This is a genomic window from Flagellimonas pacifica (assembly GCF_900215465.1).
Lineage (GTDB): Bacteria > Bacteroidota > Bacteroidia > Flavobacteriales > Flavobacteriaceae > Flagellimonas > Flagellimonas pacifica.
Window position 1 is genome coordinate 660,710 of the sequence record NZ_OBEH01000002.1, and the last position, 25,326, is coordinate 686,035.

The 25,326-nt window shown below is 39.3% G+C and carries 20 protein-coding genes and 1 pseudogene; 4 read left to right on the plus strand and 17 right to left on the minus strand.

Going from position 1 to position 25,326, the window contains the following annotated elements:
* Nucleotides 1–60 precede the first annotated feature (60 nt).
* Together CRO15_RS08640 and CRO15_RS08645 are read left to right on the plus strand one after the other, a co-directional pair.
* A complete protein-coding gene (locus CRO15_RS08640; RefSeq protein ID WP_097045395.1) occupies nucleotides 61–1,752 on the plus strand; it encodes a histidine kinase in 1,692 nt (563 codons plus the stop codon).
* Between the two features lie 3 nt (nucleotides 1,753–1,755).
* On the plus strand, nucleotides 1,756–2,454 hold the full coding sequence (locus CRO15_RS08645) for a LytR/AlgR family response regulator transcription factor (protein WP_097045396.1): 699 nt from the start codon (nucleotides 1,756–1,758) through the stop codon (nucleotides 2,452–2,454).
* Nucleotides 2,455–2,516: 62 nt separating this feature from the next.
* On the opposite strand, the gene CRO15_RS08650 is transcribed toward CRO15_RS08645, so the two are convergent.
* From CRO15_RS08650 to CRO15_RS08685, 8 genes are all read right to left on the minus strand, one after another.
* The gene (locus tag CRO15_RS08650) at nucleotides 2,517–3,701 is read right to left on the minus strand and encodes an exo-beta-N-acetylmuramidase NamZ family protein (RefSeq protein WP_097045397.1); all 1,185 of its coding nucleotides are present in this window, start codon (nucleotides 3,699–3,701) and stop codon (nucleotides 2,517–2,519) included.
* Nucleotides 3,702–3,795: 94 nt separating this feature from the next.
* Nucleotides 3,796–5,142 carry a RagB/SusD family nutrient uptake outer membrane protein gene (locus CRO15_RS08655; RefSeq protein ID WP_097045398.1) on the minus strand — a complete coding sequence of 449 codons (1,347 nt, stop codon included), beginning with the start codon at nucleotides 5,140–5,142 and terminating at the stop codon, nucleotides 3,796–3,798.
* 16 nt (nucleotides 5,143–5,158) lie between these two features.
* The gene (locus CRO15_RS08660; RefSeq protein ID WP_097045399.1) at nucleotides 5,159–8,476 is read right to left on the minus strand and encodes a SusC/RagA family TonB-linked outer membrane protein; all 3,318 of its coding nucleotides are present in this window, start codon (nucleotides 8,474–8,476) and stop codon (nucleotides 5,159–5,161) included.
* A 165-nt stretch (nucleotides 8,477–8,641) separates the two neighbouring features.
* Nucleotides 8,642–9,856, minus strand: a complete 1,215-nt coding sequence (locus tag CRO15_RS08665; protein ID WP_097045400.1) for a FecR family protein — start codon at nucleotides 9,854–9,856, stop codon at nucleotides 8,642–8,644.
* Nucleotides 9,857–10,077: 221 nt separating this feature from the next.
* Nucleotides 10,078–10,692: an RNA polymerase sigma factor gene (locus CRO15_RS08670; protein WP_165769937.1), complete on the minus strand. Its 615-nt coding sequence runs from the start codon at nucleotides 10,690–10,692 to the stop codon at nucleotides 10,078–10,080.
* A 111-nt stretch (nucleotides 10,693–10,803) separates the two neighbouring features.
* The gene (locus tag CRO15_RS08675) at nucleotides 10,804–11,721 is read right to left on the minus strand and encodes a helix-turn-helix domain-containing protein (RefSeq protein WP_133067237.1); all 918 of its coding nucleotides are present in this window, start codon (nucleotides 11,719–11,721) and stop codon (nucleotides 10,804–10,806) included.
* Between the two features lie 160 nt (nucleotides 11,722–11,881).
* Nucleotides 11,882–12,985, minus strand: a complete 1,104-nt coding sequence (locus CRO15_RS08680) for a type 1 glutamine amidotransferase domain-containing protein (RefSeq protein WP_097045403.1) — start codon at nucleotides 12,983–12,985, stop codon at nucleotides 11,882–11,884.
* A gap of 163 nt (nucleotides 12,986–13,148) precedes the next feature.
* On the minus strand, nucleotides 13,149–15,251 hold the full coding sequence (locus CRO15_RS08685; protein WP_097045404.1) for an elongation factor G: 2,103 nt from the start codon (nucleotides 15,249–15,251) through the stop codon (nucleotides 13,149–13,151).
* Nucleotides 15,252–15,564: 313 nt separating this feature from the next.
* Here CRO15_RS08685 and CRO15_RS08690 point away from each other — a divergent pair, with 313 nt between their 5' ends.
* Nucleotides 15,565–16,986, plus strand: a complete 1,422-nt coding sequence (locus CRO15_RS08690; protein ID WP_097045405.1) for a metallophosphoesterase family protein — start codon at nucleotides 15,565–15,567, stop codon at nucleotides 16,984–16,986.
* 37 nt (nucleotides 16,987–17,023) lie between these two features.
* On the opposite strand, the gene CRO15_RS08695 is transcribed toward CRO15_RS08690, so the two are convergent.
* The gene (locus CRO15_RS08695) at nucleotides 17,024–17,560 is read right to left on the minus strand and encodes a DinB family protein (protein WP_097045406.1); all 537 of its coding nucleotides are present in this window, start codon (nucleotides 17,558–17,560) and stop codon (nucleotides 17,024–17,026) included.
* Nucleotides 17,557–17,859, minus strand: a complete 303-nt coding sequence (locus CRO15_RS08700) for a putative quinol monooxygenase (RefSeq protein ID WP_097045407.1) — start codon at nucleotides 17,857–17,859, stop codon at nucleotides 17,557–17,559. The genes CRO15_RS08695 and CRO15_RS08700 overlap by 4 nt, the downstream gene beginning before the upstream one ends.
* 346 nt (nucleotides 17,860–18,205) lie before the next feature.
* On the opposite strand from CRO15_RS08700, the pseudogene CRO15_RS08705 reads away from it, so the two are divergent.
* Nucleotides 18,206–18,759 (plus strand): annotated as a pseudogene (locus CRO15_RS08705) (JAB domain-containing protein).
* A gap of 91 nt (nucleotides 18,760–18,850) precedes the next feature.
* Here CRO15_RS08705 and CRO15_RS08710 read toward each other — a convergent pair.
* The 7 genes from CRO15_RS08710 to CRO15_RS08740 form a co-directional block, all read right to left on the minus strand.
* On the minus strand, nucleotides 18,851–19,351 hold the full coding sequence (locus tag CRO15_RS08710; protein ID WP_097045408.1) for a hypothetical protein: 501 nt from the start codon (nucleotides 19,349–19,351) through the stop codon (nucleotides 18,851–18,853).
* Between the two features lie 5 nt (nucleotides 19,352–19,356).
* A complete protein-coding gene (locus CRO15_RS08715) occupies nucleotides 19,357–20,553 on the minus strand; it encodes a helix-turn-helix domain-containing protein (RefSeq protein ID WP_097045409.1) in 1,197 nt (398 codons plus the stop codon).
* 106 nt (nucleotides 20,554–20,659) lie between these two features.
* Nucleotides 20,660–21,601: a ketopantoate reductase family protein gene (locus CRO15_RS08720; protein ID WP_097045410.1), complete on the minus strand. Its 942-nt coding sequence runs from the start codon at nucleotides 21,599–21,601 to the stop codon at nucleotides 20,660–20,662.
* 2 nt (nucleotides 21,602–21,603) lie between these two features.
* Nucleotides 21,604–21,969, minus strand: a complete 366-nt coding sequence (locus CRO15_RS08725) for a DUF7009 family protein (protein WP_097045411.1) — start codon at nucleotides 21,967–21,969, stop codon at nucleotides 21,604–21,606.
* Nucleotides 21,970–22,103: 134 nt separating this feature from the next.
* Nucleotides 22,104–23,348: a sulfate reduction electron transfer complex DsrMKJOP subunit DsrP gene (gene dsrP / locus CRO15_RS08730; RefSeq protein ID WP_097045412.1), complete on the minus strand. Its 1,245-nt coding sequence runs from the start codon at nucleotides 23,346–23,348 to the stop codon at nucleotides 22,104–22,106.
* A gap of 173 nt (nucleotides 23,349–23,521) precedes the next feature.
* Nucleotides 23,522–24,676: a 4Fe-4S dicluster domain-containing protein gene (locus CRO15_RS08735; protein WP_097045413.1), complete on the minus strand. Its 1,155-nt coding sequence runs from the start codon at nucleotides 24,674–24,676 to the stop codon at nucleotides 23,522–23,524.
* Nucleotides 24,677–24,694: 18 nt separating this feature from the next.
* Nucleotides 24,695–25,324: a multiheme c-type cytochrome gene (locus CRO15_RS08740; RefSeq protein WP_243396934.1), complete on the minus strand. Its 630-nt coding sequence runs from the start codon at nucleotides 25,322–25,324 to the stop codon at nucleotides 24,695–24,697.
* Between the last annotated feature and the right edge of the window lie 2 nt (nucleotides 25,325–25,326).

Genomic DNA, 25,326 nt, shown 5'->3' on the forward strand with positions numbered 1-25,326 from the left:
TGAACTGCTCCAAGAAGCTATTTTATAATGGTTAGTTTGCATCGGTAAAACCAAATCAAAATGAAGTTGAGAATTTCATCATATTTCCTTTTAGTGTGCTTCATGCTATTTGCAACTTCTTGCTCTCAAAATTCAAAACCCGTTTTCCAAGAATACCAGACGGTATTCAAAATAGGAGATCGGCAAGAGTGGGCATCCAAAAACCTGGAGGATCCGTATTGGGAAAAACGTATGGCATTGGTTCCAGATGGCCAGGTTTTCTGGTCTAGGACCAAAGTTGATATAATAAAGGCACCAGAAGCAATACAGCCCTATGGCCTCCGATTAGAGGTCTATGGTGAGTATGAAGTATTTTGGGACGGGGTTCCGATCGGTAAGAATGGAAACCCTGGGCAGGAAGCCGAGATGTCTCCGGAAGGTAAATTGTGGACCACATTTATTGTCCCTACCTACTTGACCAATGTAGGAGAGCATGTAGTGGCATTACGCTTAAGCAATTACTATTATCCGGACCATATAGGCAACTACGATTTAAAGATTGATGATTATGATAATCTACTTAACGACCGACTCATTCAAAATTCCTATATGCATGTTTTTGCAGGTGCCTTTCTAATTGCCGCCATATATTTTCTTTTTCTATTCTTAGGAAACAAGAAAGAGTATCCCACCCTTATTTTCAGCATCAGTTGTTTGCTCTTTTTTGGCTTAACAATGACCCACTTTGTGAGAACAACCATACCAATCCATTACAGTTTGCATGTTGTCCGCTTAGAAGTTATCACCAGCCTAATGTTCGGTATTTCGTTTTTAATACCACTTTATTTTTCCATGCAGTTCCCCTACCCCAAACGGAAATTCTTCTTAGGTATTTACACCATTATTCTTTTGTTTATATTTTCTATTGAACACCATTTATTTGATTATACCATCTTAAATATGGCGCTTAGCCTATTGATATTTTCTATGGGTGTAGCGGTTTATGGTGTATACAAAAAAGCCAAAGGGGCCTTTTTAGTGCTTCTCACCCTACTTCTCTGCATATTCATTCGTCATTCCGTTTCATTTAATCTTAGTCTTTTCATCGGTTTTAGTTTAATTCTGCTTAACATGCTGTATTTACTTTCTTTACGAATAAAAGAACAACGATTGGCCTTTGAAAATTCTTTGCTCCAATCCACGCGCCTGCGTTTAGAATTGCTTAAAAAGAATATTCAACCCCATTTTATAATGAACACGCTTACCTCATTAATAGATTGGATAGAGGAAAGCCCTAAAAAAGGTGTTTTGTTCATAGAAGCTCTGGCCAAAGAATTTGATCTTTTAAATCAGATAGAAAACAAAACGTTGATTCTCATAGAACAGGAAATAGCACTTTGCCGTACACATTTGGAGATTATGGAGTACCGCAAAGAAGTGAACTATAACTGGGAAGAAGAAGGCATAGATAATAAGCAAAAAATACCCCCAGGAATTCTCCATACTTTATTGGAAAATGGTATTACGCATAGTTTGCCCCTAGATGACAACAGCATCAAATTTAAGCTTGTTTTTGAATCCAACAGTGATTACAAAAGTTATACATTTTTAACTTTTGCTGCAGCCGTAAGACAAGAAGCAAATATCAATAAAGAAGGTACGGGACTAAAATACATAAAGGCGCGGTTAACAGAGAGTTACCATGAGCAATGGGATTTTACTTCAGAACCTGTACATCACGGTTGGAAAAGTATTATAAAACTATATTCTTAAGAGATGAACATTTTAATTGTTGAAGATGAATTGAGGATTGCCAAAAGAATAGAGCGTATGACCCGGGATATTTTTGGAAACGCCTTACAATCACTAAAGCATATAAATACACTCCATGAAGCATTGTTGTTTATTGAGAACAACAAACTGGACCTTGTTCTTTTAGATTTAAACCTTAACGGGGACAATGGTTTTGATCTTTTGGCAACAGCAGTTTCTAAATCTTTTCACACTATTGTTATTTCTGCATACAAAAATCAGGCAATTACAGCATTTGAATATGGGGTTTTAGATTTTGTTCCCAAACCTTTTAATAGAGCCCGATTAGAGCAGGCTTTAAATAGAACCATTACCAAAGAAAATACAGAAAACGATAAAATAAAACTTTTAGCGATTAAGAAAAGGAATAGAATACAGCTCATACCTATTGAGGATTTACTTTACATAAAAGGGGCTGGTACGTATACGGAACTTTTTTTAGACGATGGAAAAAAAGAATTGCACGATAAATCACTCGAAAAGCTGGAACAGCTGTTATCACATACCTTTGAGCGTATTCATAAATCATACCTGGTGAAAATGTCCGAAGTAAGCGAAATTGTTGTGAAATCCGGCAGTAAATACATGGCAGTCCTAAAAAATGGGGAACTTATTCCTATTGGAAGAACAAGGTACAAAGATATAAAGTCAAAGTGGCTTTAATTATAGTGTTCCAATCTAGGGCCAAGGAGATTTTCAATAAACCATTCTCATCAATAAGCAATTTAATACACTTTTATACTATTAAAGGCTCGTTTGTATTCATCCAAATTTTCTAAGGAATCAAGGGCTTCTACGGATTCATTGTGCTCTATCCAGTGCCTTAATTTGTCAGTACCATTAATGATATCAATGGGGTTTTGCGTGTAATTGTATTCATAAGGGGGTGTTTTCCATTTGAAATCATCTCCTAAAAAATGGTATAGCTCACGCATAATGAACTGTCCTACCCTCCATGGTTTAAACAGTGCCTTATTGGTCACATGAATCTGAACCCCTCCACAAACTGTATTCCCATGTTTTTGAAAAGTGGGAAGAAAAGTGATAGGTCTTAAAACAAAACCTTCAAGTTTTGACGACTTAATTCTTGGAACTAAATAGTCCATGTAAAAGGAAAAAGGTTCAATCTTGGGGTGTCCTACAATTTCCAAAGGTTGTGAAGTCCCTCTACCTTCGCTTAAGAGTGTTCCCTCAAAAAAAACAGTTGCTGGAAAAGTAATGGTACTTTCAGATCTTGCCAAATTAGGTGAGGGTAAGAACCATGGTAGCCCAGTATCTTCATAGTACATTTCCCTTTTCCAGTGTTGCATTTTTATGACTTCAAGTTTTGTTTTCTCCTTAACCCATAGTTTTTGATGCATCAGGGCAACTTCACCAATGGTCATGGCATATCTAATAGGAAGTGGATGCAGCCCAACAAATGATTCAAATTCCGGTTCTACCAAATTACCTTCCATATCAATGCCATTTATTGGATTTGGACGATCTAGAACAACTACTTGAATATCTTTATTGGAGCATTTTTCCAACAAAAGGGTAAGTGTATAAATATAGGTGTATATTCTACACCCAACATCTTGTAAATCAACAAAAAAGTGGTCAATTTCTGTTAACATTTCATCAGTGGGTATACGCGTTTCAGAATACAGGGAATATACCGGTATACCAAAATATGGGTGTATGACATGATCGGTTTCAACCATATTATCTTGTACATCTGTAGAAAAACCATGCTGCGGCCCAAATAATTTTATAAACTTTGACCCAAACATTTCTTTAAACCTTATTGCTGCATGCGTATATGTATGATCTATGGATCCATTATGGCACAACAAGGCCACATTTCCATTAAACTTTTTTTGAAGTGTTTTATCCTTAACTAAAACATCCAAACCTGTATAGACATTCATTTTGTTCTTTTTTTAGAATTGAAGGTCAGTTGTTAAAAGTATAGGGGCAACCGCGCCGCCGCCCCCATACATAACTAAACAACTCAAAACCTTTTTAAATGGAAGGATTTGCCGGTGTATTTGGATTGTTTTCCCTTTCCACTGTTGGATATGGGTAAAACTCTCTGTTCCTTTGATTGGTTGTATTGGCCTCTACAGGAACTGAGAAATTTGGAAAAAACCGTTTGTTATCTCCCCATCGCAATCCAGTGAGAAACAGTTCAATGGATCTGTTCTTATAGATTTCATCCAAAATTTCTGTTTGACTTGATGCATTGCCAGTCCATGCAGCCAGGTTTGCATTGACTCCAAGAGGGTCATCATTCTTTTGCCGCACCAAATCAATTTGAGTAACTGCATTGTCCAATTGATCTTGCCTAGCATAAGCTTCTGCTTTGTTCAACATCATTTCACCTGGGAGATAAATGGGAACAGAGGTTGTGCCTGTAGCTGCAAAACCCAACATTTCACTAATTGCCTGGCCTCCAGCATCTGCATTGGCAAATCCAGCATCAGCACCTAGATAAAAAGCTATACGGCCATCGCCTGCCTCTGGAACAAATGTCCCTAGTAGACCAAAATTGGTTTGAGGCTTTAAATCTGTTGAATTAACAGTCCTATTCCAAATGGGGTTTTGATTATTAGCATCATAAATCCACATTGAATTGGTAGCATCACTGTCATTAAGAACTGCATCTGCAGCAGAAATTGCTTCTGAATAGTTCCCTGACCATAATTGATATCTTGATAAAAAGGCATTGATTGTTTTTGGGAGGCTAACATCTGCCCATAAAACGGTTGATTTAAACTCATCAGACATAGGTGTAGCTGCCAGTACATCACGTGCACCTTCTAAAAGAGATATGCATTCTGCCAACACTAATGCACGTTCACTAAACGGAGCTTCTCCATCAGCGGAATTATTGATAGGTGCTTGTTCAAACATCTGGATCATAGCTCCCAAACACATTGCTTTGAACAAATGGCCATAGGCCAAAAGCCCACTACGTGTGCCAGCAGTGAGTTCCACCGTATTGGCTCCCTCAATTAACGATTCGGCCATTCCTTTGGCTCTCAAAAGGTTAACCCACGGGTTGGTAATACCACCGCTTTCTGGTGGTAATTCGGCTCCACCCTTGGCCAGTTCATTTATATTTAAAAAGGTGTTGGTCACCCCTAGTTCTCTAGTGGTAATTCCTGGAGCTTCCACTACCTGTCTCAATACATTTACCGAATAATATTGCCTTATTCCTGTTGCCAAAGCAAAGAGTCCATCTTTTGTTTCCAAAACAACCTGCTCTGTTGGATTATTAGGGTTTTCAAACTCTGTATCACATGCGACAAACACGCTGTTTATAATAAGAAAAATGGTTATTATGCTGTATATTTTTATATTTTTCATCTTTCAATTTTTTAATTTAAAATGTAGCTGTTACACCAAACTTAATTGTTGCTGGAATGGGAATCAGCCCCATAATACCTCCCCGTGATCCATTGCTTTGTGCATCAATGTTTACTTCCGGGTCATAGCTTGAAAAGTTGTCAATTGAGAATAGGTTACGTCCCGTTAAAGAGAATTTGAAACTTTCTACTCCTTTAAGCGGTTCTCGTAACAAATATCCCAATGATATTTCGCGAAGTTTAACATAGGAACCATCTTCAATGTAGGCCTCAGCAATACCAAAATTTGCCCTACCTGTTCCTCTAACATCATCTCCTCGTAATTCGCTTGCTGTTGCAGGGCCACCGCCAAAACGATAGAACATCCGTTTGTCCCAGCTTAAAATATCAACGCCTTGAACAGCGTCCAACTGCATTCTAAATGAAAAATCCTTGTACTTTAATTCGTTGATCAATGAAGCTATAAAATCAGGATTGGGGTCTCCAATAACCTTGCTCAAGTTAGCTCCACTAGGCTGTCCTGAACCATCTCTTTCTGGCACGGGATTACCATTGGCATCCACCGAACCCTTTTCTCTTTGTGGAAGTCCACCGGGAGTCAAGAGTAAGCTTCCGTCAGGATTTCTGGCATAATACCCTTGGTAAAATACACCTAAAGGTTCTCCATTTTTAGCAACAGAAAAATTGAAATTTCCAATTCCAAACTGTTCACCCGCAATATCATTTACCTCATTTCTATTGGATGAATAGGTTCCTGTAATCGACCAACTAAAGTTATTTGTTTGAATTGGAGTTGCTGTTATCATCGCTTCAAACCCTTTATTGGTCATTGTTCCTATATTTTCCACTCTAGATCCGGCACCTGTACTCGGAGATAGTGTACGTGCAAGCAAAAGATCTTCTATATCTTGCGAGTAATAGGTCAGTTCAAGTCCTAATCTATTATCAAACAGGGCCATATCAACTCCAAACTCCAATTCGGTTTGTCTTTCAGGTTTCAAATTGGCATTTCCTAGTCGCGTGGGTGCTATCAAACCTGAATTTCCATCAATACTTATGGCTGCATAATTAGATAGCCTATCAAAAGGCCCAATAGCCGTAAGGTTACCGGCCTGCCCCCAAGCTGCCCTAAGTTTAAAACTATTGATGACATCACCTATATTCTCTTGCCAAAAATCCTCTTCTGAAAGAAGATATGATGTACTTGCCTTGGGGTAAAATTGATTTCTTTCATCCTTTCCAAATACCGAAGATCCATCCAACCGAATTGCACCAGTGAGGAAAAGTTTATTGTCTAGACCAAACGTCTGCTGTAAAAATCCTCCCCAAAAAGTCCTCTCGCTCCTACTTTCATTTGTGGTTATTGAAGCTGCCCCATTTGTGGTTTTAACACCCAATGCCAATCCAGTGCCAGAAATGGACCGAACTATATTTTCATCAGCTTGCCAAGAAAACCCAGCTGTTGTGGTAGATTTTAAGTTTTCACTTAACATTTTATCAAAAGAGGCATTCAAATCGCTATTGAACAATTTTGCGCTTATAGTAGTGGTACTTGCACTGCCCAATGGCACCGTGGTAGTTCCTATTGGAACATATCTGGTCCCTCTTGATTCTGCATTGTCATACCCTAGGGTATAATTAATCTTTAGATTATTGGTTGGGGATAAATTTATCTGAAGGTCACTGATTGTCCTATTGTTGTTTTGCTGAAAATCAAATGTTTCAATGTATTCCAGAATGTTTGGATAAAAGGTCATTTGTGGGTAATTACCGTTCTCATCTGGAGCGGGGTCAATTTTATTGTTGGTAAACAAAATGGTCTGTAAGACCCCAAATCCATATCCTCCATTGGGGACATCATTACTGTGACTTGTAGAAAAATACATACCAGCTGAAGCTGATGCCCAGTCATTGATTTTCTGATTAACCCTTATTCTACCCCCTTTTCTCTCATAATCGGTGGATTTCATTATCCCTTCGTTTTTCAAATAAGAGAGTGAAGCAAAATAGTCCGTGTTTTCGGTTCCCCCAGAAATTGAAACATAATTATCCGTTCCAGCTGAATTCTGAAAAACCATATCCTGATAATCATATCGCGTAACAGGTTCCGTATCAAGAACTGTAATGTCTGTAGAAGTCCAATCCAATGGCTCTTCATTGAAATCCCGTTTTTTTCTTAGGAAATTGAAATTTACACTGGAGGATACCGTAATTACCGGTTTTCCAGATCGTCCTTTTTTTGTAAAAATCTGTACTACTCCATTACTTGCTCGTGATCCATATATTGCTGCAGCTGCCGCACCTTTAATAACTTCTACCCTATCAATATCTTGTGGATTAATGTCCGACAAGCGATTTTGGACCACACTGGTCACATCCAGCACGTTAGTGGAGTTATTGTTTACTATTACCCCATCAATAATATACAACGGATCAGAGCTTCCGTTGACCGTACTAGCACTCCTTAACCTAACACTAATACCTCCAGCGGGATCTCCCGAGTTTTGTGATACTTGAATCCCAGCCAATTTACCAGAGAGCGCTCCTGTAATATCAACAGCTCCAGATTCAGCTATCTCAGCCCCAGTGACACTAGAAATGGTATTTCCTATTTGTTTTTTAGCTGTTAATGCTCCAACTCCAGTTACTACAACCTGATCCAATCCCAGAATATCGGTGCCCATGGTAACATTGCTTACAACTTCAGCTTGCGTTCCAAGGGTTATGGCAACTTCTTGGGTAGTAAAGCCTAGCGACCTGAAAACAAGCACATAATCCCCTGCATCAATAGTTGTCTGTAATAAATAATTACCTTCAAAATCGGAAATGACACCTTGGTTAGTACCTTTAATTTGAACTGTTACACCTGGTAGAGGTTCTCCAATTTCATCGATGATTCTTCCTGAAATATTAAAAGACTCCTGGATTATAATATCATCCAAAGAGGTTTCTTCTATAGGTGCATCTGCTCTATTTAATGTTAATACAATTTGGCGATCAATTATTTTGTATTTGATGCTACCATCGGGAAACAGTTTTTTAAGAACCTTTCGGATTTCTTGTTTTTTAACTTGAATGCTAACTTTGCGTTCCAAATCCAATTCCTCTTTGCTGTAGAAGAATTTGAATTCGGTTTTTGATTCTATTTCCTCAATAATTTTGGATATAGAGCCGTCTTTTATATTCAGATCAATCTTGATTTTTTGCGCATACCCCGGTTCTGCCTTTAACTGGAAGAGGGCTACCATGAAAAACAAGAGTAAAAATTTCATTTTTAAATCAAATTCTGGAAAGATGCTGGAACACCTAACCAATGAGTTCATTAGTTTTTTCATAATTTTGTTTTGATTTTTGTTGATTCGTACGACTTAGATCAAATTTGTAATCGGAAAGTGCTGGAACACTTTCCGATTTTTAGTTTTCAGTTGTGTTCAGTTCATATTTTATTTGTTTTGGTTACTTCCATAGCTATGATATGAAAGCTGGGTTATATTTATTTTTCATTGTTGGTTGTTTACAATGGTTATACTATCGTTGTTTGCCATATAGCTAAAAGGTGTATGTTCTTGGCATATCCTTAAAATTTGATCTAAAGATTCTTTCGAAAAAGTTCCTGTGAACTTTTTATCATTCAGTTGATGAAAATCATTGTTAATAGTTACATTGAAGTGCCTTTCCAATTCCTTTAAAATCAACTCAAATCGATCATCCACAAAAAATAGCTCTCCTTTTGTCCAGGCGGTGTATTTAGATACATTTACCTGATCTACAGCAATTGCGCCTTCTTTAAAAACTGCACGGTCACCAGAGGTTAATGTAATGGGTTGTTGACCTTCCGCGTTGTTAGATTTATACACGCCAACACTACCTTCAACCAACACTGTAGAAGTGTTGTTTTCATTTTTGTAGCTGGAAACATTAAACTCTGTACCATATACACTAGTATTCATATCATCAGTGATTACAGTAAAAGGTCTAGTTTTATCCTTTTCAACAGAAAAATATGCCTCTCCTTCCAAATAAACATCCCTTGGCTTTCCCCTTAAAAAAACTACTGGATATCTAAGTTTGGATCCTGAATTTAGGAAGACATGTGAGCCGTCAGAAAGTATCAATTCAAACTTCTTTCCATATGGAACCGACAATTGATTATAGGATACATTCTCCGTTGCAGCAATGCTTTCTGCCTCATACAACAAGGTATTCTGCTTCTGATTTACTATTTGATGCCCTTTATTGTTGGTAATGATTCCTGAAGATGTATCATCCAGTATTTTTATAGTACCATCTTCCAATTCCAAGGTTATGCTTGGTTCACTAACTACAGTTGTATCCTCGCGGTTATTAGGTGCTCCTGTTAGATATATTATATAAGCCATCCCTACTATTCCAACAAAAAGAGCTGCTACTTTTAAGATATAGCTTCTTTTTAGTCGGTGTGGCCTTTTGGCACCATAAATTTTATTCTCTACACCTTTTCTGCGTTGAATCACATTTTGCCACATGGCATCAAAATCTTCATCGGGAAGTTCGTGAATGTCAAAGTCCATTAATTGTATAAAACGCAAAGCATTTTGAATGATCTCTCTTTTTTCAGGATTTGAAGCAACCCAATTATCCCAAAAATTTGCGGTCATTTCATCCGGGTTCAAAACCCATTTTTGAAAATACTCATCCTTTATAAAATCCTCTTCCTTATAATTGGCGTACTTCATTTAGCTCTATATGTAACAGGGCAGAAACCCTATTTTCTTAATAAGAGGAAGAAAACCATTTTTTACCCCATGTTAAATTCACTTTTTTTAAACAGAATATATAATAATTTGATTTTCAATTGATTAAAATCTATTATGTAAAGTAAAAAATATAAGTAAATAGGCAAGATCGGGGTATTTTAAAAATAATACCAGACAAGACCTGCCAAACTATGTAAAGATTAATCAGGGATAAGAGATAGGGCCAAAAATGTAAAAGTCCCCATGTGTTTTCTAAGAAAATGTATGGACCTACCCATCAATTTATAAGTGCCCTTCTTGCTTAGACACATAATTTCGCCTATTTCAACATAACTAAGTTGGGCGTAGTATTTTAGGTAGACTACTTCTCTTTGCCTATCGGTAAGTTTTTTTATGGCTTCCTTCAGTCTCAATTGTTGTTGGTCAAACGCTTGTTTCTCAGCCAAACTATGTTCTATGGAATGGACAATATTGTGCGTTGTACTGGCTTTTATTGTTTCGTTGAAAGTAGTTCTTCTTAATACCACTTCTGAAATCAATTTTCTTCTAAGTGATTTAAAGAGGTAAGATTTTATTGATTTCACGCTACTTAACTTATGCTTGGTATCCCATATTTCAATGAATAAGTTTTGAATACAATCTTTAATCAGGTTTTTATCTTTCACCAATTTCAAACCATAATTGTAAAGCAAAGAGACATTATCTCTGTATATTCTTGCAAAAGCAACTTCACTGCCGGATTGAAATTCTTGCCAAAGTTGGGAATCTTCAATTTTTGCCTCTTGCGTAGGTTTAGAAGTATGCTTACTATGCACATCCTCTGCAAAATACTTAGATTGGCGTATAGGTTTTAAAGACAAAATAGCTAGCAGTAGTGAGTTTTCATTGTGTAAGTTACAAAAATTATTTACCGAAATGATTTGGTTTTATGTGCGAACACTTTTCCTGAAAGCAGATGGGGTTATCCCTTCGAACTTCTTAAAAGCACCATTGAATGAAGATAAACTGCTAAAACCAGAATCAAAAGCTATGGCTGATATGGTGTACTTATCATTTTCATCATCCAAAAGCATTTTTTTTGCCTCTTGAACCCTATGGAAATTTACAAAATCATTAAAATTCCGCTTGGCATATTGATTAATTACCTCAGAAACCTTTTGAGTGCTTTTACCCATCAGCTTACTAACACTGGAAAGGGACACATCTGGTTCAAGGCCCAACTTATCTTCTACAATCAGTTTAGAGATTTCGTTGAAGAATGCCATATCATCATTCTTTTTGAACGTATTGCCATCAATATCGGTTACTTTAAGTTGAAACGCCTTAATGCTTAAAAAATATACTACTACAGAATACATTATAGGACCAATGATATATGGAACGGTATCTTCTATAATATTCAAGAAGTAGGATATCCAAATAACAATAAAACCAACAATTAATAAACTCAGCCAAGAAAATATTGCTCTTTGCGATTTTGTCTGCGGTTCTTTGGAATAGCTTTTCCTTGTCTTTTTTAGCATGCTTGCAGCCAAAAAAATGTAAAAAGCAAAATGGAGGTAAATGAAAATAAGAATACTTCCAAATACGATAACAACCTGTTGATTATTGGTCTCGAACCAATCTTTGGTCACAAAAAAGCTCCCCAAAAAGATGATGGAAAATGGTAGTAATTCCAAAAGATAATAACGAGGTAGTTTAAAGCTTGCATGGGTCATTGCCATGTAATACCATCGTATTAAGGGGCCTATCAATAACAGAAAAGCCAAGCCTGCAAAAATGAACAGTGGTTCCAGGTCGTTGCCAAAATTCAACAGTACAGACTTGCCAATTCTAAAGGCCATAAAGACCAGAATTAGTGCCAATAAGTAATTGGCGAGCTTTTTTTTCTTTTTAATAAAGCATAGATAGATAGCAAATGCTATTCCATGTAAAAGGCCGGCACTGCTAACAATAACAAGAAATATATCTGAAAGCCCCAAGTAATTGTTTTCTCAAATTTACCTATATTTTTTCGCTTTTAGACTCGCACTTTTCGGCGTAAGAGACCAAACCAATAAGATTGGGAAAGTGACTTAGTTCACCTTTCATTACAGCCATTACACTATGCTTTGCCAATAATATTCTGTCCATCGCTTTCTTTTCTTTTTGCAGGGTCTCAATCACTTGCTTGGCCTGTTTCTTGCCATGTTTCTGGTAGGCCAACAATACTTTCATTGCATTTTCTTCGCCTGTCAATTCCCGGTGCTTTGGCGTGTAGCCCATTTGTTTGATCATACCTTCGGCCATACTCCATGTTGACCAGGGGTTTTGTCCGGTTATCAGATTATTATCATGGCTGATATTATCCAAATACATAGCGCCCTCATTAAAATTGGCGCCTTGTTCCACCATCTTATCTTGAAGAAGAAAGGGGAATATTGTTTTTGCGTCGGAAATCAAGAGCAATTCCTCTTTGTTGGTAAATCCACTGACGGTTTTGTTTTTCAAAAGTGGGTGCCCATTGTCCAAAGTTATATTGACCAAGGCTGAAGGCCCATGGCAAACCGCTCCAATTACCTTATTGGTTTGGTAATAGTTTTTCACCAAGGATTGAATGGCCTTATTATCGGGAAAATCGAACATGGCCCCTTTACCCCCCGCAAAAAACACAGCTTCATAATCTTCTGCAACAACATCCTTCATAGGAATGGTGTGGCTCGTCTTATACTGAGCAATCGAATCATTTAAAAATGCATGATCAAAAGCGCCCATGTCTTCATCGTCAATAACCACTGGCGGCTCCCCTCCCAATGGGCTTGCAATATCTACTTCAAAACCATTGGCTTTAAATACGTAATAGGCACGCGCCAGTTCGGTAAGTTCATAACCCGTAGTTTTATCACTGTTTCCCATGATATCCGTACTTGTTACCACAGCCAGTATCTTTCCCCTTTGGGGAACTATGTTTTCCGATATGTAGGGAAGGTCTTTTACTTGGGTCAGCTCCAAGCCTTTATCAAATGGTGGTATCAAACTTTTGAACCAAAACCAAAAGCACACCACAAAAACAATAACACTGACAATAAAAAGGGATGTCCATTTCAGCACCCGATATTTTTTAAACATGATTTTTTATTTAAAGTTGGGGCTAAATAAGGGCTGGAAACCTACAAAAGCTGTCGAAATGATAATTCCGTCAGAACAAAAAATCATTCGGGAAGCGAAAAGTAATCTGTTACCTTTTTAAAAAGGTATATAGTTTTACTTCTGTGGATATAGTTCTACCCTGTTAAGCTCTAACCAAATTTTGCTGAATATTATCGGGAACAGCTTCAAAAGAAGAGAACACCGAGTTAAAAGTAGCCTTGCCCTGTGTTAATGAGCGCAAATTGGTAGAATAACCATAAAGCTCCACCTCTGGTGTGGTACATTTTAAAATTTGATACCGGTCTGCATTGTCAATCCCTAGGATGACTGACCTACGCGATTGCAGATCGGTCATAACACTGCCCACCATTTCTTCGGGCACTTTTACCGTTAATTCACAAATAGGTTCCAACAGCTTGGGTTTGGCATTCAAAAATGCGGCCTTAAAGGCATGAGCGCCGGCAATTTTAAATGCAATGTCATTCGAATCTACGGAATGCATCCTGCCGTCGTAGACCATGACGCGTACATCCCGTATGTAAGAACCCGTTAGTGGGCCCGATTCCATCACCTCCAAAATCCCTTTTCTAATGGAAGGCAAATACCGGAGGTCTATCACCCCTCCCACAATACAGTTATAGAAAAGTAGTTTACCACCCCAGGGAAGTGATACCTCTTCCTTGCCCCTAATATTGAACCCTTCGGGTTCGGGCATGCCTTCAAACCAAGGCTCTATTTTTAGGTGCACTTGGGCAAATTGTCCTGCTCCGCCCGATTGCTTTTTATGACGATAATTGGCCGTTGAGGAACGTTTTATGGTTTCCCTGTAAGCAATTTTTGGTTGTTCAAATTTGGCTTTTACCCCATAACCATTTTCAAGAATCCAGCCAATAGTAGCCAAGTGCAATTCGCCCTGACAGCCCAAAATCTGCTGTTTCAGTTCTTTGGAGTAGGTAATCACCACTGTAGGGTCTTGACTATGGATTTTCTTCAAAGCATCACTCAATTTTTCATCATCTGCCTGCTTTAATGCCACTACGGATTTACTGGTTCTGGATTCTGGATATATTATGGGCCTTATAGTCACCTGATGTCCTTGCATGTACAATGTATCATTGGTCTCGGTATATTTAAGTTTTAAAGTAGCTCCTATATCCCCTACCATCAATTTTGAAACGGGTTCCCGCTTTTTTCCATCCATAATAAAAAGCTGGTGCAGGATTTCGGTCTCTCCAGTTCTGGAATTCACCAGTTTATCATTGGCATTAACCTCACCAGATTTTACTTTAAAGAATGTCAGCTGCCCCAAGTTGGGCATGTGTACGGTCTTAAAGACAAACAAGGTCGTTGGAGCCTCTTTAGTACGTAAAACGGTTTTGTCCTCTAAACTCTGCTCAGGTTTTAAATCCGCGGCGGCGGGGGCCACATTGTCAATAAAGCCCATTAACCTGCCGCTGCCCATATCTTGAAGTGCGGATACGCAGAAAACGGGAAAAAGTTCATGGTTCAACATACCTGCTTTTATGCCCTGTCGCATTTCATCCTCGCTCAAGGTACCTTTTTCAAAGAACAGTTCCATTAAATCCTCATCGTTCTCTGCTGCTTTTTCCACCAGTTCATTGTGCAGCTGGTCTGCCAGTGCCTTTTGATCATCTGGTATCGGCAATTTTTCGGGCTTTCCGCCTTGCGGAGGAAACTTGTATAGTTTCATTTTCAATACATCCAAAATGCACTGCGCTCCATCAATGACCAAGGGATATTGAATCTTCACCGCATTATTGCCCACCAATTCCTTGATTTCCTTAAAACTATCCTCAAAATTGGCACTTTTATGGTCTATCTGGTTTACGACAAATAATGTGGGCTTATTGTAATGGTCAATATGGTTCCAGATGATTTGCGTGCCTATCTCCACGCCATGACGGGCATTTACAACGGAAACAATGGTATCAGCCACCCTTATGGAAGAAAGTATCTCGCCAATAAAATCATCTAGACCCGGAGTGTCTATAATGTTGATTTTATAATTGCGCCATTCGGTGTGCAATGGGGTAGCAAAAACAGAAGCACCTCTCTGGTGCTCTATTTCATGATAATCAGATACGGTATTCTTACCTTCCACGGTACCGCGCCTATTGATCAGGCCAGCCTCAAAAAGCATAGTTTCGGCCAAAGTAGTCTTACCGCTGTTGTGGGCACCTACAAATACAATGTTCTTTATGTGTTTGTCATCGTATACTTTCATAACCATTAGTGTTTAGGATATAAAAATCTCAATTTCTTTATTCTTAAAACATGACATTTAGCACCTCTTTATCTGAAATAAAAAGCGCTGCCAATTTAAAGAGGAGTTGTTGAAAAATTTGGAGCTATTGGATTCACTATCAAGATAATAAATATCTTATCAGCACACAAGATATAGGGTAAAAGGCTTAAGAAAGTATTTTGCTTAGAATTCAACAGAAATCGAAGTATAATATAATTACTTTTCTTACAATTTTAAGAGATAATTCGTAATTATTGTTAACTTACTGACAATTAACTCCTAACAACACTTTATGTCCAGCGTTACTGAATTATCTGACCAGCTCACCAAAGATCTTTTGAGCATAGATCGAACAGCTCCAATTACTAATAATCCGCTTCAATCCGATTGGACCTTTCTTAAGGAAAGTGAGATTCGATTTATAGATTTTATGAAAGACAGACCACTACCGCAGGATGGTAATCTTGAATATGGCCCCGCACTCTATCTTTTACATCAATTTCCAAAGGGTGTTGTGGACATTCTAAAATGGATGGGAATGCCCAATACCGACATCCATAAAACAGATTGGGACATTTGGATGAAAAACGTAACCAATGGCCCTGGTGTCGTAGCTCCTGATGGCACCCTCTATCTGGAAACACTATACGCACAGCTGGACTATCACTGGACGGAATCCTTGGTGTATTACCTGTATTATAGATGGGACAGAAAAGCTGATGCAACATTTGGCACAACTCCCGTGACCACCAAGATTACGGGTCAAGACCAACTTACTATTGCAATTATGGGAGATTGGGGTACGGGAATCTATAATGATCAAGGATTTCCATCGCCCTCTTCTTTGGTGGGCAATGCCATTAAAAATCTACCCCCTGAAGAGAAAGCGGACATAACCCTCCACCTTGGCGATGTTTATTACGCAGGCCTGGGCAAAGAAGAAATGAACAAGCTTCTAAAACACTTCCCCAGAAGCAAAAAGGCAAATTTCACGCTTAACTCCAACCATGAAATGTATGATGGGGCCAACGGATATTTTGATGTTGCATTGGCAAACCCCCTGTTCCTTAAAGAGCAGAACAACACTAGCTATTTTGCCATTACCTTTGGTAATTGGGTCATTATAGGGTTGGACACAGCCTTTTATGATAGCAGTAAAATGTATATGGATGGTGCTTTATACGATACCCATCAAATAAACTTCATCAAAAGTTTGAACATTGGTACTTCGCAAAAAATCATCTTAATGACGCACCATACGGGTATGACCGCCGATGGAAAAGACCTTACCCCACCAACCTATGATGGTACCAACATTAAAAAGCCATTATTCACCCAAGTGATTAATGCTCTTGGGCGCGCTCCGGATTACTGGTACTACGGCCATATCCATAATGGTATTGTGTATAACGACCAATCTGTGGCGGGCAAATATAGATGTCCGTCGGGTGAAAGCCCCAAACTTCGTTGTGTAGGGCATGGCGCCATACCATTTGGAAAAGGAACATCGTTGCACACCGGTGGCAAGACCAATCCAGAGATAGACTATTTTTCCCAAACGCCAATGCCAAATAGCATTCCCCCCACTAAATTGTTGGAGTTTAGGGTGCTCAATGGCTTTGCCACCATAACACTTGGCCCTAACGGCATCAAGGAACAATTCTATGAAGTTTCGGCCATAACTGGCACTTCCAAAGTTTGGAATAATGGATAGCGAGCTACTTTAGTACCTCCTCTTTTAATCGCATTACCTACTCCTTTGGGGTAGAATTTAAAATGGTAAGATATTTGGGCCATGGGCCTACCTCTTCCTTATATTGTTTGGCCATAACCCTAGAGATTTGGGCAATATGCCCCAAATCATGGACCACCCATGCGGATAGCAGTTGGCTGAGCGTAATAGCACCAAATTCTGGGTGTATTCCTTTACGCGAATAATCAGCTGCAGAGATATTTTTTACACGAAGGGTTTTAAGGTTTTCTGCTCTTAACTCCTTAAACTGTTCAAGTAACACTTTAAGTGTTTTGCCTTTGGAATTTTCAAATTGGGCAAACCTATCAAATGGTTCAAACTCTTTATTGGGGCTATCTCCCAAAATTATTTCTGTTCTAACCATCCAATCGGTTTTTTCACCGTGAATCAGATGTCCAACAACATCAAAGGGACTCCAAGTAGAATCCCCTTCGTTCTCCTGAGTCCATTCCTTTGGTAAATCATTCAACAAACTGATCAAGGTGGAAGGCGTACGTTCCAAAACTGAAATCGCCTTGTTTAGCTCAAAATTCATACGTTATCTACTATCGTCATTTCGTTCAAAGTAAACTTCTCCACAGCCCCTTCCGTAGCTTCCATATACTCCTCCAGGTGTTTGGCCTTCATATGTTGTTGCCACAGCTCCCTACTTGTCCAATTTTCATAAAAAAGAAACACATTTGGGTCTTCATTGTCCTCGTGCAAATCATAATTGATACAACCTTCCTCTGCCTTGGTAATGGCAATTAATTTTATGAGTTCAGATTTTATGAAATCTCTTTTTCCTTCTTTTGCCCAAATTTTGGCAACAATTGTTAATTGATCGTTCTGCATATTTATTTCTGATTAATACATTGTATTAAATGCCAAGAATTATTGGGTATTTGTTGAATAGCATCCTAATAAGGACATTGCAACTGCCTAAAAGAACAGTTTATCACTCCCAGATCCCTTTGATCATGTCTACATTTAGGCAACAATAAACATAGATAAAATTTTAGTACAAAGAACCCACAGAACTTTAACTTATTGGAAAAAAATGACCAACTCCATAAAAGTCATATTTTATTTTGGTCGCCACTACCCTATTGCCCACAAATTGTATATTTGAAATATGAACGTCCGTCTTACCAAAGAACAGAAAATTAAGGTCTTAAATTCTGTTGATATCTACTTTGTAATGCAGCAGATATTGCTGCGCGAAAACAAGATCCGCCGCAACCAAGAACATTTTTGGGTGGTGGGCTTAGACAATAAGAATAAGGTTCTTTTTATTGAGCTGATAGGCCTTGGTGCGGTAAACCGGGTAAATGCCAACCCGCCAGATGTTTTCCGTATGGCCATTTACAAACTGGCCGTAAAGGTGATCTTGGTGCACAACCACCCCAGTGGCTCAGTAGATACCTCTAAAGGAGATCATGAGTTTACCGACCGTATGCAAAGGTGGGCAAGCTGATCAATATTGAAGTGGTGGACCACCTGATCATTACCGAAGACGGCTATACCAGCTTTGCTGACAAGGGAATCATGGACAAACTCAGAAAATCTGGACTGTTTGAGATTATGGGACCCGAAAAAAAGGAACTGGAACAATGGAAGATCGATACGGAAAAGAAAAGGGCCATTAAGCAAAACAAATTGGAGATTGCTAAAAAGATGAAGGCCAAAGGTTATGACGATGACACCATTAAAGAATTAACTGGGTTGACCAGTGCTGTGGTGAGGAAGTTGTAGTTTCTTCCTCTTGAATCTAACATATATTACACAACTGTTCGGGCCAACGACTCAAACATTTTACTTCCAGCCACTATAAAAGCATTTTTAATTATTCATGGTCGGGTTTACCATAGCCCATGTGAACATTCAAATCTCTCAATGTTGTATATAAATCCACCATACTACCCTTATTAATAATCCAAGTAGTAACTATTTCCAATATTTTTTCAGCATCTTCTATAAAACCCATTCTGCTATCTGCTCCTCGAATGCCTCTCTCATCAATTCTATGGCCTCTGGTCAAATAAGTGTTCTTTTCTTCAAAGATATAGTCTCGTGCTTTTTTATACTCCTTTCCTTCAGGTAAGTGTTTCTTTAATAATTTACCAATACCCTTATAATAAACATCGTACTTTCTTTCGGGGTCGTCAATATCACCTAAAGCGAACTTTTTAAGCTCATCTTCAGTCTGAATCGAGCCATCTATATCAATGGACAATTGCTCTCCAACCACGTCATCAGCTTTGGATATAAGCATCATTCGCTCCATTTCCTGTTGTTCAGAAAGTTTTTCAGACTCTTTTTCTTGTTTTTTCTTTTTATCACTCATACATCTTAGACATTAAAAATTTCTGTTTTCAATTTTTCAACGGTTTCTTCCACAGATTCACTCCGCCAAATATTGACATTTAGATTATCTATTGCCAGACTTATGTCAGGCATCATGTTTTTGAATTTAGCCCAGTTGTTATTATCGTACATATAAAAATTATAGATTATACTGGGGTGAACCTGAGATTTTTCTGCATACTCCCTGACCAATACGGATTCATTGATAAATGGTTCAATGTATTTTGACCTTTTATGACTGAAAAGATATTCTCGAGCAAAATCATTTGCCTTTTCTTCTTTTAGCCATAAATCAGGTTCGCCTGTTAAATGATATTTTACTTGTTCTATTTCAGCAAAATCATAAAGGACATGGTGTAATTCGTGCATTAATGAAAACCACAACGTGGGATACCTCTTATACAAATCATTTATAACAATACAAGGCTTCCCATTAACCACAAAAGTTGCTCCTCTAACTGAGATGTTAGGCAATGATTCTTGGTATATTACCGTAACACCAATTGAAAACAGAGCTTTTACTACTGTGACCAGACCTTTTTTTACATTTCTAGTATATGGCCTAATCTTTGGGATTAAATCGATTAATTTTTCTCTTTGATATTCATTAGGGTTCTCTAAAAGTTTAAACTGCGAAAGTGCCGATTGCACCCAAAATTCTCGCATTAGGTCGCTTGCGCTTCTTTTTGTCCTACTAAAAGCAGGGGTAACAATTTCTTTTGCAAAATCATAAATTGATTCTAAACCAAAAAAACTTGTTATTCTATTCTCAATGTTGTCATAATCGGTTTTTGAAGAAATAAACTTTGATTTGTGGAGTTGTGGTAAATCAAAGTTTTGGACGATAAAGTTATTGCGTTTTGCTTTTTCCAAGTCCCCAATTTGTTCAGAGGGCAATTCTTGAAGATAAACTTTCACAAAATCGTCAACTGGCAAATTTAGAAATTGAGCAAGCTTAATTATTGTGATAATATCTACCCGTTTAGCTTCTCTATTTAAAATGCTATTTAAACTTTTCTTTTCAATGCCAAGCATAGCTTCTGCTCTACTTTGTGTAATCCCCAATTCTTTAATTCTTTTATTGAAAAGCACACTAAAAGGTTCTTCACCCACATCATCATTGATGTGCAAAGGCTCAATCAATCGGTTAAACGCTTCAATAAAATCAGAATCTTCATTCATTTTTAGGTTGATTTACATATTAAAAACATGAAATATTCAGCCAAATATACATAAGTTAGGTAAATTTACCTAACTTTTAAATTTAAATAAATTTTCATCAAAATTATTAAGAACCTCTAGTTTCAGTTTGAATCTTGGCAAACAATTGCTGGTAGGTAGGTGCCTTAACACTAAAGTGTTGTGCTGCTGTTACCACATAACCCACCAAGGCCTGTACCTCGGTATTTGCCTTTTTGTTGGTAACATCAGAATGTAACGAAGAGGTTGCCGCATGCGGTAAACTTTCCAGTTTGGCAAGCACCTGTTCGGCCATATTTTTGAAGATTACAATGCCTTTTTGCTTTGCAATCTGGGCCACTTCGTTTACCAGGGCGATCACGGTGTTTCGTTTATCGGTGTCTGCAACTATGGGGCCTACGGGTTCATCAAAATAGGTGGTGGCCGTGGCCGTTACCGAGATAAAGACAAACTTTTCCCAGATTGCCTTTTCAATATGCGGGGTCAGGGTCACCTCTACCCCAGCCTCTTGGAACAGCTTTTCCAAGACCTCCAATCGGGCATCGGAAAGGCCTTCCACCCCAAAAAAAAGTTTTTTAATGTTTCCCAAATTCTCCACTACCCCCGGTCGAGACAATCGGGCAATAATGTACACACAGCCATCGCACACCAAGTTGTTGGGCAACAGTTTTTGGATACGCTCCCTGCAGTCCACCCCATTGAGCAGGGGCAAGATCACCGTTTGTGGACCAATGCAGGGTGTCAATTGCTGTATGGTCTGCTCCAAGTCATAACTTTTGGTACAGACTATTATATAGTCTGCCTCGCCAATTTGGTGGGCATCGTCCGTGGCCAATGTGGGAGTGGCCGTAAACCGCTCGTCACCCTCAATAACCTGTAATCCTGATTTTTGGATGTGCTCTAAATGCGCCCCTCGTGCCAAAAAATGGACCTCCACAGCTTTGCTGTCCTCAAATTGTTTGGCGAGCAGGCCTCCAAAAAAGCCTCCCACCCCTCCTATTCCGGCAACAAGGATCTTAATGGCTGCCACGGTTACATTGCCCTTGGGTTGGGGTAGTTGTCAGATTGGTCTTCCGTGGTGCGGTCCATGCAGATAAAGTCTTTTTCCACCAACAAGAACAGCTCATTGCCATTGTTCAGAGTCAGGGTGTGCTCAAAACCTACCACTTCGTTCTCGTACCAACCTTTGCAGGTTGTTGCGGGCACGATCAAGGTAATGGTATCGTCCACAAATTCGGCATCCATATGCGCCTTGGTGTCCGATACCTTTACGGCATAGGTAAAGGTTCGGCCGTTGAACTCCGTAGTTTCGGCAAAATGGCCTGTATTGCAAAAAGTTTCCACCTCGCTCCGTGTAAGTCGATATCGGACGGAATTCCCTTTGATTCTTATTTTCATTAGTTTATTTTTTTTTATTTCTTATTGAATGTCTCCTCGAGCGGAGTCGAGAGGTCTTTTAAAATTGAACTATTTCACTAGGTCTCGACTGCGCTCGACCTGACAATTGTTTTCTTAAATCAAACTCACCTTAATTAAGCTGTTTCTGATTCCAGTACTTTCTTTTTCTTATAACGCAACTTGCCCAGTTCTATACCAATCGAGGTTTTTGCCAACATGGTAAAGACAAAGGCTCCCATGGCCCATATGCCCAAAGTTACCCAGATTTCAATCCAAGTGGGGGTGTATTCCGCTATTTTTCCATAGGGACCAGGGATAAAGCCAGGAACGATCAAGCCGAATCCTTTTTCTATCCAAATGGCCACAAAGAGGATAAAACAACAGAAATACAAGACCTTAAAGTTATTGCGAAGTTTATGGAATGTCAATAGTACGGTCGCCAAAATATTCAAGGGTATGGAGGTCCATATCCAAGGCAAGAGAGCCGATTTTCCTTCCAACCCAAAAAACAGGTAATAGGCACTTTCACTATGGTGCGTAGGCGCATAAAACTCCTTAAAGAGTTCTGAGATGAGCATGATCAAATTGATCTGTGCCGCCACGGTGACGATCATGGCTATTTTACTGATGGTCTTATCCTCTATTTTAAATTCTGAAAACTTTCGGATAGCGGCCAATACCAAAATGATCAATGCAGGACCAGCGGCAAAGGCCGATGCCAAAAACCGGGGACCCAAAAGGGCATTGTTCCAAAACGGACGTGCCTGAAGTCCTTGGTACAAAAACGCGGTGACCAAATGAATGGCAACGGCCCAAAGCACGGATATGATCGACCCGGGAATATATATTTTGGACTGCGCCTCTTTTCCTTGATAATGCCGAAAGAGAATGTACAACGGAATGGTGATGTTGATAAAGAGGTAACCATTGAGCACAATAACGTCCCACGCCAGCATGGAGTTGGGAAAGTTAAAGACCCCAATCCCCGGAATCATATGCCACAATACCGAAGGGCCTCCCATATCGGCCACCACAAAGGCCAAGCACATGACAAGGGCTGCTACGGCCAATCCTTCCCCGATTAAGACCGCCTGTTTAAAGTCAATGTCCTTTAGGACATAGGTGGGCATCACCAGCATTACGGCAGCGGCGGCCACCCCCACCAAAAAGGTAAAATTGGAAATGTAAAGCCCCCAGCTTACGCGATCGGTCATTCCGGTTACGCTCAGGCCTTCATCCAACTGAATGGAATAGCAATACATACCAATGAGCATGATCACGGTTAAAAATATCATCCAAATATGGTAGGTTTTGGATCCATGGGTGATGTAATCCAAACTGTCCTTCACCATATGTCGAAATGCCCTAAATGTTCCCATTCATTTTGTTTTTTATTAAAGGTTGAAACCCTGCAAGCTTTTATTTGTCATTTCGAAAGAGCAATCCCGATAACCGTCGGGAGAGCTACGAGAAATCTTTTAATATTGAGATTCCTCTTCGTTCCTCATTCGGAATGACACCTTTCATCCATATATTACTTAGTACATCATTCTTAATCCATAAAATACCAGAACTTGGGCTCGGTTCCCAAGTCTTCTTTTAAGCGAAATACTTGCTTGTTCTCCAATACCCATCGGATCGTACTATCGGGATCCAACAAGTTGCCAAAGATTCTAGCTCCGGTCGGACAGGCTTCAACACAGGCAGGGTCCTTACCTGCTCTGGAGCGCTGCACACAGAAGGTACATTTTTCCATCACCCCTTTTTTACGTAATCGGTTCCCCAAATAATGTTGGTTTTTATTGATCTCATCCTCAGGCACCTCCGGTTTGCTCCAGTTAAAGCGTCGGCCGTCGTATGGGCAGGCCGCCATACAATAGCGACATCCAATGCACCAATCGTAATCCACCACCACTAGGCCATCTTCTTCACGCCATGTGGCCTGGACCGGACAGACATTCACACAGGGAGGATTATCGCAATGAAAACACTGTGTTCCCATATAAAAATGCCCCTCTGCAGGTACTTCGTGGTAATAATTATCGTCCGCTTCGTTGAATTTAAAACCTTCACCATCCTTCATTTCATGAATGCGGATATATTGCATCTGCGAATTGCGGTCCTGGTTGTTTTCCTCTACACAGGCACTCACACAATCCATATATCCCTGGCATTTGGAAATATTAAAGGCATAGCCAAAGAGTACATCTTTTGATGCATCCGTAGCGGACATCTTAATATTTTCCTTTTTCCGCAGTTGGTACGATCGTACCAAACGATCTACGGTGGCCTGTTTTTCTTCCTGGGTCATCAGTTTGTAGTTGCCCTTAAACTGTTCCTCCCAATCTATTTGTGCTTTTTCTTTGGCTTCTTCCCCGGCGGTTACGCTGCACGAAGTGTGTACGGCCCCTGCGCCCACCAACAGACTTGCCGTGAGCTTTCGAAAGGCGGTCCTCCTATCCATTTTCACATCGAAAACCTGTTGAAAACCGTCTTTACGGGTCTGCCCTACCATGGTTTCTTCCATAAGTTCTTGCTCCACAGCAGTGTCAAACTCTTCGGCAGATATAGTGTGTTCATTTTTTGGAGGTTCCGGAGCATGGGAGCCACAACCGCCACTTGTTTTACCGCATCCACAGCTACCGGCCACAACTTGTTTTTTGTTGAGGCCTAAATCCAATTGAAACCATTTCTTTTTATCTCCCATGATATAGTTTTTGAATGGCTATTTTCTTTCTTTTACTTTTTCCGTATTGAACCGTGCCGGCCATTTTGAGGCGATCTGCGGCTCATGCGGATTATGACAATTTACACAGGTCATTGCTGCCCTTGGTTTTGCCCAACCGCCAATATTCTTACCGTGGGCGCCGCCTTTCCAATCTTCAAATTGAGCACTATGGCATTGTGCACACAATTGATAGCTCTGGTTAAAATCAATGGTATTGCCGGTTAAACTATGTAGATTGTCCATGTCATTGTTATTGTGACAGGTAGCACAGTTCATCGCATTTTCATTAGCGTGATTCACTTTGATATCCCAATGGGCCTTATGTTCCCAGAGGTCTTTTTGTTCCCAAGATTCCTTCTGTAACTGTTCCACGGATTTGGAATGACATTCGGTACAGGCATACGATTTTATCTGACTTTTGCGCTCTGGAATCAAAAAGGTACGTACTCCCTCCGTTATTTCCACGGTTTTGATGTCACCCATATATGCTTCGGAAGAAATTCCAGGGTCCTGATAGTGTTTGCCCTCTTCCACTATTTTTTCTTTCAAACTATGGTATTCACCTTCTTTGTGCTTACATGAAAACATGCCACAGAGTATAACCAAGCTAAAAACTATTCTAAGCATCT